Source organism: Neobacillus vireti (assembly GCF_036962465.1).
Lineage (GTDB): Bacteria > Bacillota > Bacilli > Bacillales > Cytobacillaceae > Neobacillus > Neobacillus vireti_B.
In genome coordinates, this window is the sequence record NZ_JBALNF010000035.1 from 101,742 (window position 1) to 112,702 (window position 10,961).

Below are 10,961 nucleotides of genomic sequence, written 5' to 3' on the forward strand. Positions count from 1 at the left end.
CCATACCACCCCTTAGTTTAAATTAAATCATTAGGAATTTGTATTTCGACGGTTGCACCCTTGCCCTGCTCATTGAAAAATCGGATTGCTGCTTTTTCTCCATATAACAAACTTAGTCTCTGTTTTACATTCCAAATTCCCAGCCGCTCCCCTTCCTCATTTGTTAAAGGCTTGTCTTCATTTAAACTTCGTAAAACATCCTCTGGGAACCCTTCTCCCGAATCTTGTATTTTAATGTTCAAAAACTCAGAATCAGCTTCTTTCATTACCTCTATAAAAATATTAAGAGAGTCATCAAGATTAAAGGCATGTTTAATGGAGTTTTCAACAATGGTTTGAATGACTAAAGGAGGTATTTTGCAATTTAAAGATTCTGGTGGTGATTCAATAAAATATTTAAAGGATTCAGGGAATCGAAGCTGTTGAATTTTCAAATAATTTTCCGTGTGCTTTAATTCATCCTCCAATTTAACAAAATACGAATTACTGCGACACATAAACCGAAAATAATTGGCCAGACATTTTGCCATCTCCTGAATGATAGTAAAATCCTTTACTGTAGCCAGATTATAAATGATATTCAATGAATTAAGAAAAAAGTGTGGGTTAATCTGCAGCTGTAAATGCTTTAGTTCAGCCTTTTGTAAATTTAGCTTTTCTTCATATACATTTATTTTTAAGTCCTTAATTTCAGAAACCATATGGTTAAAGGTACCATTCATCATCTGAAATTCTGTCGAATTCCGATTGGCAGGAAGACGAATGTCGAGATCTCCTTTTCGCAGTTTCTTCATAGCAGAAACAATTAGATTAATAGGTTGCAGAAAGACTTTTCTCATAATAAAGATAAAAAATAGGAGAAACACTACCGCTAATAGAGTTATTAACGACGAAATCCGCTGTAAAAACGGAAGTTTCTCGAGGATTTGCTTCTCAGGTATTAATGCCGCAAGATAGAAATTAGCTTGTGATGATTTTTTTTTCATTAATACAAACCGATCTTTTTCCCCAGTTATGACATACTTTTTCTGCTTAATGGTTAAATCTATCTTTTCCTTTTTAATAAAGGCTTGATTAGTAATGGGTTCAAAATTAGAAGTTGCCAGCAATGCCCTTCCTGTATCACCAAAATCAATATATTTAAACGGTGTAATAAGTTTGTCCATATTCACCCAGGCGCCAACATATACTCCATTAACATTATAATATTGGATCAGGTAATAATTTTGTTTTCCCTTCCAGATATTCCATGTCCCTTCTTGAAGCCCATTAGGATTCTTCTCAAGTAACTGATAAATTTCATCCCTTGCTTCATAACGCCCAAAATAATCTTCTGAAGAATTTTGTGTAAATAATAAATCCTTATAGGCCTTTGAGTAGATAAAAATGGAATCAATAGAAGTGTATAAATAAGATTGATTGGTAATCGTATTAAATAAGCGAATTTTTGCTTCCTCATAATCATTGGAATCTAAGGAGTCATTATATTGAAGATAATATAAATCGGTATTGTTCTGAGTCATTTGAAAGATATATTTTCCAGCACCATCCAAACCTTTATCAATTTGGTCCATATAAATGTTCAGCATATTTTTGTTTGACTGGGCTACCTGACTCCTTATCACTTCCACCGCATAATAGTTATTTACAATATGAACCACGATTAGTGGACCAATAATAAATAACACACTAAAAAAGAGTTTAAATAGCAACGAGTTAAAAATAGGCTTCATCTTCCGCATTGGTAGCCCTCCTGATGTAATCCCTTACAAACTACTAAATCTTATTATACATGATTTATTTTTTAAATAATGAAAAAATTATAAATTAATTGTCGGCAAATCCATTCAAAAGTCCTATATTGATTACCCTCGAGGAACTTTTTTCTTACGCTCGGTCGTCAATAACGTAGAATAATTAAAACTGCCAATAAAGAAAAAAGTCTTGAGCACTCACTCAAGACCTGCAATGGGCATCCCAAAGGATGTGCAGAATCATATTTAATAGTGTATTCCTTGGTATTACCGGTTCCATTTGTTGAAGCTGTTTTTCACTATATAAGAAAAACTGCCTCTAAGAGAAAACGGTTCTTCGACACAAAACAAAAAGGCTATCAAATTGATAGCCCTTTACTAAACCTAAATTGCTTACCACTCGGCAATACTTCCATCCTTATGCCGCCAAATAGGATTTCGCCAATTGTGACCGACGGCCGCTAGCTTTCTCACAAACTCCTCGTCAATCTCAATTCCTAGCCCAGGCCCCTGCGGAATTGAAACATATCCATCTTTATACTCAAAAACGGATTTATCCTTAATATAATCCAGCAGGTCATTACCTTGATTATAATGAATCCCCAAACTTTGCTCCTGTATAAAGGCATTATGTGCGGTTGCATCCACTTGAAGACAAGCCGAAAGAGCAATCGGTCCTAATGGACAGTGCGGTGCTAATGCAACATCATAAGCCTCTGCCATCGAAGCGATTTTCTTGCATTCAGTAATCCCGCCTGCATGCGACAAATCCGGCTGAATAATGTCCACATGGCCATCTGCTAGAATAGATTTAAAGTCCCAGCGTGAAAACATCCGTTCACCTGTGGCAATCGGGATAGAAGTATGCTGAGAAATCTCTTTTAATGCCTCATTATTTTCAGACAACACAGGCTCCTCAATAAACATAGGACGGAACTGTTCCAATTCCTTTGCTAGAATTTTGGCCATCGGCTTATGCACACGCCCGTGAAAATCAATTCCGATTCCAATATACGGTCCGACCGATTCACGAACTGCCGCGATCCGCTCTAATACCTGGTCAATTTTTTCATATGAATCAACATACTGAAGCTCTTCTGTCCCATTCATCTTGACTGCCGTAAAGCCGGCATCGACTACCTTCTTAGCCGCCTGACCGACTTCCGACGGACGGTCTCCGCCAATCCACGAATAGACTCTGATGGAATCGCGGCAGGCCCCTCCTAAAAGCTGGTATACAGGAGCATTATAGTATTTTCCTTTAATATCCCAAAGCGCTTGGTCAATTCCAGAAATGGCACTCATCAGGATTGGACCGCCGCGATAAAATCCGGAACGATATAACATACTCCAATGATCTTCAATCCGTAAGGGATCCTTGCCAATTAGATATTCCATTAATTCTTCCACACAAGCCTTAACGGTTGAGGCCCTTCCTTCAATAACCGGTTCTCCCCAGCCCACGATTCCTTCATCCGTTTCGATTTTTAGAAATAACCAACGCGGGGGAACTTGAAAAAGCTCATAACTGCGTATTTTCATCCAAAACACCCCTTAATAATCTATTAAACTGGTAAGCTCATGACATCTTGAAACAATCTCTTCTGCCCCGAAAACAACAGAATACTCAACCTGTCGATCATCCGCCTCCACAATTTCCCAATCCTGATTGATATACCTTAATAAATGGGCAAATACCTTGCGTAATGGATTGGAACCACCTACAATAAACCATTGGATATCATCAGACTTTCCTAATGTTTGGAAAAGTGCCTGAAGGTCAGAATAGATTACGGCACCTGTAAAATAATTGGCCCGCTGGTTCTCATCCAGATTCGCAAATAAGTGGAACAAGCGAACATGGTAGAACGTTCTTGTTAACCCATATTTCTTAGCGGCTTCAAACCCTTTCTCAAGCATATCCTTGTCAATACTTTCCACTAAATTTTGATTTAGTGAGCTGGAAAGAATCGTCTCCTTCTGGAGAGCATGAAGCGTCTCCCCCCCTAAGGTGGATAAGCAGTATAACAACTGCTTGTGCTCGTCGACGGATACAAACTTGGTATGAGAACCTGGGAGGATCATCATTCCCTTGCCTTTTACCTTCAATTGCTTCAATAACCCAAATGTTTCTACTTCCTCCCCGCGCATAACATCAAAAGCATTAATAGATGGAAATGCATCATCTGAACTGTCGTATATAACCGAATTTTTCATCCCCGGAATAAAGATACAAGGGATATCGAAAAATTCTTTAAGTTTGACTGCTTTAGAACACCTTGCAAAGTCAGTTACACCAGCAGGGCTTGGAATGTGAGGCATTTCATATACTCCAAGATTCGAGGTAATCATCCCTGATGCAGTAATATATCCAATATCAGAGGCAGCTAGTTGATTTTTCATTAGTAATCGTGCTATTCCCTCACTTAATTTAGCTTTCAGATGGTCATTGTCCCCTGAAATCGCTGTATCTCTTACCCCTACACGAATCTTCTCAGCATCAAGGACTTGGCTGGTTATTCTATCGTAAAGCCTTATTCTGGAATTGGTCGTTCCAGAATCAATCAGGATTACCTTCATTGCCAGCACCGCTTTTCTTTTGAAATTCATATATGGTTAATCAAACTTTTGAGCAGTTGCTACGAAACATGCTGCCCGTCTTTCAATCTCTGCATAATCACCTGACATCAGAAGCTTTTCATCTACCAGTGAACTGCCAATTCCTAAGGCGCTTGCTCCTGCCTGTAAATAATCTGCTGCATTCTCGAGCGAAATCCCTCCGACTGCCATAGTTTCGACAAAAGGTAACGGGCCCTTTAAGTCTGATAGATATTTAGGTCCAAGAGATCTGATCGGGAATATTTTAACCATTTGGGCCCCGTATTCATAGGCAGTCAGCGCCTCCGTAGGTGTCATGACTCCTGGGATAATCGGTACATTATAGCGGTTTGCTGTTTCAATCGTTTCTTTTTTCGATGTTGGGGTGAGAATAAAATCTGAACCAGACAGAATGGCAAGTCTTGCCGTCTCTGAATCTAGTACTGTCCCTGCCCCCATCAGCAATTCCGGATACTTCTCCTTCATCCGTTCAATCCCGGCAAGAGCTCCAGGGGTATTCATCGTGATTTCAACCGCACGAATGCCCCCCCGGTAAAGACTTTCCACCGTATTTTCCAGACCTTCAAGAGAGTGACTGCGGATGATGGCTACCAGTTTTGCTTGTCTTATTTTTTCTAATGTCGAGGTTATCATTCTGCTCATCTCCTATTCGCTCATCGTATTTTCTTCCGACAGCCTTAGCCCTTTACACTTCCGCCCGTTAAACCCGCAATAATATAGCGCTGGGCAAATAGCGCCAATACCAGCACCGGTGCTGTAATGGTAACCGATGCCGCCATTAAACCTCCCCAGTTTATATCAGAGTATGAAATGAAGTTAAAGACCGCAATCGGCAAGGTTTTTGTGTTATCACCTGCAAGAATTAAAGAGAACATAAAGTTATTCCAGGAAAAAATAAACGCCAGAATCGAGGAGGTGACAATCCCCGGTCCAGAGATTGGAAGCATCACTCGGATAAATGCAGTCGGAATTGAACAGCCATCTACCCGTGCAGATTCCTCCAATTCATGGGGAAGCCCTTCAAAAAAGGGAATCATTACCCAAATAATAAATGGCATCGTGACTAGCATATGGCTCAATATTAATGAGGTATACGTGTCGATTAACTGCAATTTCGAGAAAATAATAAACCATGGAATCAGGAAGGAAATCCCCGGTACAATTCTGGCAACAAGAATTAATAGTCCCAGGCCCTGCTGCTTATATTTGGCAATTGCGTAAGCAGCCGGGAGTCCAAGGATCAGTCCGAAAAGGGTCGCCCCTACCCCAACGACAAAGCTGTTCCAAATAAACTGAAGAAAAGAATATTCTTTAAAAATACTGATGTAGTTACTGAAATTGGCAGTGATTTCAAAGATTTTAGAGGTATTCAATATTTGTACTTGCGTTTTGAACGACGCAAGGATCATCCAAAGGAAAGGTAGCAAGAACAAGAACAGGGCAAAGTAAACCCCCACATGAGTCAGGACGACGCTGATTTTCTTTGGTTTTTTCCCACTCATAGGTTTACCCCCGCTCTTTTTCGTAATAGGATCGTAAAGATACTGATGGAGAGAACAATCACAAAGAAGACCATCAGCAGGGCCGAAGCCTGACCAATTTTAAAATATTGGAACCCTAACACATATCCGTAAATGTTAATGGTTTGAGATGATGTACCTGGTCCACCTTGTGTGGTTGCATAAATAATATCAAAGGTTTTTAACGCATCTATCATTCTAAGTAATATAGCAGAGTAAAGTGTTGGCTTTAGAAGAGGAAGCGTAATTTTGCTAAACGATTGCCATGTATTCGCTCCATCAATCATTGCTGCTTCATAGGGATCCTTCGGCAAGGATACTAGGCCCGCAAGCACGATTAAGGCAATCATTGGTGTCCATTCCCAAACATCAATGAAGATTAACGAAGGCATGACAAGGTTTTGAGATGTTAGCCATTCTTGTCCTGGCAACCCTAACTTATGTAAAAAAACATTCGCAATCCCAATGTTTGGCTCATAAATCAATACCCAGATTAACCCTACTGCAACAGGGGTGGCCACCATTGGCAGCAGGAATAAGGTCTTTACAATTCCTTTTCCAACAATATTCTGGTTCATCAAGATGGCAAGGCCCACTCCGAGTACCGTTTCAATTGCAACGGAGGCAATAGTAAAGTAGAACATTAGTTTTAAAGATTTTATAAAAAGTTCGTCATGAAAAAGCTCTGTATAATTTTGAAACGCTATCCACATAGGGGGAGTAATGTTGGACATATTCCAATCATGAAAACTCAGCCAAAAGGTATAGCCCACAGGCATAACCATCATGAGCGCTACAAAAATCACAGCTGGCATAGTAAAAACCCACTTGATGTTACGATCAATCCAGTTTGTCATTTTTCTGTTCCTCCTTACTAGGTCGTGGCTGGACCTAAGACAAACGGCCTCAGAGAGCCCTCCGGTAAATCAAACCCAGATGGCTCACCGAAGCCGTTAAGAATTAGGTTAAATCAACTTTTTATTTTTCACTTTCAAGAATTTTTTGGAATTCTCCATCCGCTTTTTCTGCAGCTGCCTTTACATCTTTGCCTTCAATGGCTGCTAGAATGACATCACCAATGGTGTCGCGTGCATTTCCTACATTGATAACAACTGGACGATCATAAGGCACACCTTTCTCCCCGCCATTCGCCGCAATCGCTTCTGCTAAATCTTTCGGGAATTTCGCCGTTCCTTCTGCAGATTCCCAGACGGAGATACGCGCACCAGGATTTCCCTCTGCTTGAAGCTTCATAACCATTTCTTTGCTTTCTACCCACTTAATAAACTGCCATGCTGCATCCTTCTTTTCAGAGTTCGCACCAATACCAAGACCCCAAGAAGTAACATTATATGGCTTGGCACCATTTGGTCCAGCTGGGAAAGGCGCAAATCCAACCTTGTCTGCAACCTGTGATTTAGCTGGATCCGTTGCATTTGTGAATAAAGAGGAAGCATCTGTATAGAACGCTGCCTTTCCTTGAGTAAACACCGCCATTGCTTCTGGCCAGCTCATGTTTAAAGTACCTTTTGGCCCATATTTATTTAATAGATTTCCATAATAATTAAAGGCTTCAATCGCTTCAGGAGAAGTCAGAGTAGATTTCCCATCCTTCATGAAGTCTCCGCCAAACCCATATAGGAAGCTGGAGAACTGAGTAACAGCAGCGGCCCTTTTACCACGTGCAACAAACCCAGATACACCTTTAGCAGGGTCATTTAATTGCTTGGCTGCTTTTTCAAGTTCTTCGAGTGTTTTTGGAACCTCTAAACCTGCTTTTTCTAAAAGGTCCTTACGGTAGTATAGAACTTCCGTTTCCGTTACAAGCGGTAATCCAAATATCTTTTCGCCATCCTTTACACTGCCTAAAGAGGATGGAATGAAATCATCAGTGTAGCCCTTTTCTTTTGAAACATAACCTGTCATATCTGCAAAGTACCCGCTCTTATGGAACATCTTTCCGTCTTGAAGCGGACGGAACATGACTACGTCAATGTTCTTAGAGTTTGAAGCAAACTCTACGGCTGTTTTTTGTGTTAACTGGTCTTCAAAGTAGCTATCTACTTTCACTTTTATACCAGTCTCTTTTTCAAACTCTGGCAGCATCTTTTTAATAGACTCTGTCCATGGATGGTTGGCTGCAACTACCCGAATTTCCTGTACTTTTTTCTCAGCCTTATTGGATGAATTTGAACCAGAGGATGTCTCCGACCCTCCGCCGCAGCCCGCCAGTGAAGCACTAATCCCTACCGCTAACGCAAGAAACCCAGCAGCTTTCTTAAAACCTACCAAACTCTTTTTCATAATCTTCCCCCTTATTTTTTAATATACTAAAGATTGTGAATCTTGTTAGCGTTTTCATTATATTTTAGAGAAAAACGAATTACAATAGCATTTTAAAAAAATTTTTTTAGCAGTGATGAATACTATAAAAAATTTTTCTCAGTGTAATTCGTTTAGATACAAACCATAATTATGTTGCTGAAATAATTTCTAATACTGGATTCAGATGGATCCGCAACCCAGACTATTTGATATTTTATTAGAAGTTTCTAGTAGCTTCTTTAGGATAATTTCCCTTTGTATTAGCATTCTTTCTTTCGGACCTGCCACACTAATTGCCGCCTGAATGGTATGGTTCACCCCATATACAGGTGCTGCAAGGCAATACAAGCCTTCCTCATTCTCTTCGTCATCAATGGAATAACCTAGTTGAGCAAACAATTCTAGCTGCTGCAATAAGGACTCTTTATTAGTGATTGTCTTTTGGGTGATGGGCTCAAGTTTCAGTTGACTAATCATTTCTTCCTTCTTATTCGGCGGAAGAAATGTTAAAAAAGCCTTTCCTAATCCCGTACAGTACAAAGGCTTGCTTTTTCCAGGTTCTGCAGTGGTACGTATGGAACGATTACTGCTTAGTTTTACTAGATAAACTAATTCAGAACCCTCAAGCATTGCCATAAAGACGGTCTCCTGCACTTCTTCCATCAACTGTTTAAGATAAGGCGTTCCTTGTGAAGAAATATCCAAGTAATCCATTGCTACATTACCAAGTTGAACCAGTTTGGGACCCAGGTTATATTTTCTAAAGGCATCCGCAGTCAAGTACCTGTTTTTTAGTAATGTTTCAATTAAACCAGAGGTGCTGCTTTGTGGAATGGAAAGAGCTTCACTTATTTCTTTGATCGTCAATCCCTCTGGATACAGTGAAAGCAGCTCAAATACCCTTAACACTCGTTCTGCTGATTTAACAGACATCCATCTCCCCTCCTCTCTTATATCACATATGTGATTTAATATCATATATATGATTTACAATCTTATGTTACTACAGGGAATATATTCTTGCAATACCAGTTTTAAAAATTCAGATATATTTTTCAAAAAAGAATACGTCCCTCCAGTAAAGGACTTATATGATTACATTAAACTAAACTATACCATTATATGTTTTTAATTTTTTTCCTCAACGACAAAAAGACTGCCAATTGCCAGCTTAAGTTCTATCAAACCTATGAAAACTCCTTAGAAACAGCGAGTTTCTTTTTATCCGATAGAAACACGCCAAACATAATTTTTTTAGTTACGATATTTACGACAGCTAGGATCGTTCCTTGGAAGAATTAAACAGTGTAAAGTTCCTAGGAGATAATGGGATAAAGTGCTTGCTGTTTGTTAAAATTTAGAGATAAAGGCCGATGAACCTTTGTTGTCATGAGATTGATATAGGCTTTACCGTTATCCACTATATTATTTACACCCTTTTGCGGTTTTAAATTATCCCTTTTAGTCATTTCTTGTTTAAATTCCAGTTCGGCTTTTCTAGTATTTCCGTATATTTGATATACATGGAATCCTCCAAAAGAAAAGAAGAGTCCAATGTTTTGAACTCTTCCACATTTAATGATTTTTATAATTTCCTTCTTTATCACTTCACCCTGAACAATCTCTTAAAACTCTTCTTTTGAATCTTTCGGGCTTCATTCTCACAATTTCCTTTGTAGAATACGTAAATCGCGCCATTGTATCAGCTTTATATCCTCTGAACGCAGTAATTCTCGGATTTCTTGATCCCTAAATACATCAAATTCAAACCGCCTCATTGGCCAAGTTTCCGTGATGCCTTTTAATTCTCTGGTATCTAAGGAAGGATGGAAAACTAATTCCGTAACACCTGGTTTTAATGAACGTATACAGTTAATGGCGGCATCTTTTGTGATTTGATACACTGGTTCTGTTCCTTCAGCTGCAAAAAAAGGTAACATTTCAATATAATCTGGTAATTGAATCCCCTTTTTTTCTGCAAGCGCGATAATGTCTTCATGGTTTGCCTGCGTTCTGAACGAATGACCTTGTTTGGCATATCGTAATGGCAGTTGATACCTTTCACACAAATCTAACAGGATTTCCATGATGTGGTGCATGCTTCCCATGTGATTGTCAATGTTGGTGGGGTCTAATCCTAATTTGAGTGCTAATTCTATTTGAGCAATCGCTTCTTCGCGAAGATGTTCTGGATCTGCATTTGTTATAACCGTTTGTGTATCTGGAGGAAAGTACCCATTTTCATCCACTAGAGTTGACATATTTGATTTTAAAGGTCCCCATTTGTAGACATTCCATTCGGCTGTGTGGGTAAAGTGGATTCCCACATCCATCCTTGGATTTTGTTTAATGAGTTGGACAGCTTCCAATGTCCAAGGACATGTCATCATGAGACTTGTGGAAGTAATCGAGCCTTCCGTAAGGAGTGTATTGATGGCCTCATTTGTAGAATGACACATTCCGAAATCATCTGCATTAAGTATTAAATAACGTTCGTTGGACACTATTCTCCCCACCTATTAATATTTGTTTGATAGATACGGTTTCATTTAACCAGCGTGCTTCCTTTTTTGTTTTCGGGAAATGAAACGGTCTTTCATTACCCCAACGAGCGAATTTTAAGTCAAGTCCAACTAATTGCGTTAAAGTGTCAACTAGGATTTTCAACTGCTTAGGACAACTTAGTGTAGCGAACTATAATTGACTTCGGACAACTCCGCCTGTTTTCTGGCTTGTGCTGTCC

At 39.4% G+C, this 10,961-nt stretch carries 10 protein-coding genes; all 10 read right to left on the bottom strand.

What is annotated here, in order from left to right; translation table 11 throughout:
• Positions 1–17: 17 nt before the first annotated feature.
• Complete coding sequence (locus tag V7077_RS16290) at positions 18–1,742, bottom strand: sensor histidine kinase (protein ID WP_335503840.1); 1,725 nt, start codon at positions 1,740–1,742, stop codon at positions 18–20.
• A gap of 405 nt (positions 1,743–2,147) precedes the next feature.
• Entirely contained in the window at positions 2,148–3,296 is a 1,149-nt protein-coding gene (dgoD, locus tag V7077_RS16295) for a galactonate dehydratase (RefSeq protein ID WP_335503842.1), read from the bottom strand.
• Positions 3,297–3,308: 12 nt separating this feature from the next.
• Positions 3,309–4,334 (bottom strand): 2-dehydro-3-deoxygalactonokinase, encoded by a 1,026-nt coding sequence (locus V7077_RS16300; RefSeq protein ID WP_335503844.1) that lies wholly within the window; start codon positions 4,332–4,334, stop codon positions 3,309–3,311.
• Positions 4,335–4,370: 36 nt separating this feature from the next.
• Positions 4,371–5,006 (bottom strand): bifunctional 4-hydroxy-2-oxoglutarate aldolase/2-dehydro-3-deoxy-phosphogluconate aldolase, encoded by a 636-nt coding sequence (locus tag V7077_RS16305; protein ID WP_335503846.1) that lies wholly within the window; start codon positions 5,004–5,006, stop codon positions 4,371–4,373.
• 44 nt (positions 5,007–5,050) lie between these two features.
• Positions 5,051–5,875 carry a carbohydrate ABC transporter permease gene (locus V7077_RS16310; protein ID WP_335503847.1) on the bottom strand — a complete coding sequence of 275 codons (825 nt, stop codon included), beginning with the start codon at positions 5,873–5,875 and terminating at the stop codon, positions 5,051–5,053.
• A complete protein-coding gene (locus V7077_RS16315; RefSeq protein WP_335503849.1) occupies positions 5,872–6,750 on the bottom strand; it encodes a carbohydrate ABC transporter permease in 879 nt (292 codons plus the stop codon). The genes V7077_RS16310 and V7077_RS16315 overlap by 4 nt, the downstream gene beginning before the upstream one ends.
• Positions 6,751–6,871: 121 nt before the next feature.
• Positions 6,872–8,197: an ABC transporter substrate-binding protein gene (locus tag V7077_RS16320; RefSeq protein ID WP_335503851.1), complete on the bottom strand. Its 1,326-nt coding sequence runs from the start codon at positions 8,195–8,197 to the stop codon at positions 6,872–6,874.
• A 201-nt stretch (positions 8,198–8,398) separates the two neighbouring features.
• Entirely contained in the window at positions 8,399–9,151 is a 753-nt protein-coding gene (locus tag V7077_RS16325; RefSeq protein WP_335503853.1) for an IclR family transcriptional regulator, read from the bottom strand.
• A gap of 383 nt (positions 9,152–9,534) precedes the next feature.
• Positions 9,535–9,825, bottom strand: a complete 291-nt coding sequence (locus tag V7077_RS16330) for a hypothetical protein (RefSeq protein WP_335503855.1) — start codon at positions 9,823–9,825, stop codon at positions 9,535–9,537.
• 54 nt (positions 9,826–9,879) lie between these two features.
• On the bottom strand, positions 9,880–10,722 hold the full coding sequence (locus V7077_RS16335; RefSeq protein WP_335503857.1) for a polysaccharide deacetylase family protein: 843 nt from the start codon (positions 10,720–10,722) through the stop codon (positions 9,880–9,882).
• Between the last annotated feature and the right edge of the window lie 239 nt (positions 10,723–10,961).

Coding starts and splice junctions, on each gene's coding strand:
- V7077_RS16290 (WP_335503840.1), bottom strand. CDS start 1,742: ATGCGGAAGATGAAGCCTATTTTTAACTCGTTGCTATTTAAACTCTTT.
- dgoD (WP_335503842.1), bottom strand. CDS start 3,296: ATGAAAATACGCAGTTATGAGCTTTTTCAAGTTCCCCCGCGTTGGTTA.
- V7077_RS16300 (WP_335503844.1), bottom strand. CDS start 4,334: ATGAAGGTAATCCTGATTGATTCTGGAACGACCAATTCCAGAATAAGG.
- V7077_RS16305 (WP_335503846.1), bottom strand. CDS start 5,006: ATGATAACCTCGACATTAGAAAAAATAAGACAAGCAAAACTGGTAGCC.
- V7077_RS16310 (WP_335503847.1), bottom strand. CDS start 5,875: ATGAGTGGGAAAAAACCAAAGAAAATCAGCGTCGTCCTGACTCATGTG.
- V7077_RS16315 (WP_335503849.1), bottom strand. CDS start 6,750: ATGACAAACTGGATTGATCGTAACATCAAGTGGGTTTTTACTATGCCA.
- V7077_RS16320 (WP_335503851.1), bottom strand. CDS start 8,197: ATGAAAAAGAGTTTGGTAGGTTTTAAGAAAGCTGCTGGGTTTCTTGCG.
- V7077_RS16325 (WP_335503853.1), bottom strand. CDS start 9,151: ATGTCTGTTAAATCAGCAGAACGAGTGTTAAGGGTATTTGAGCTGCTT.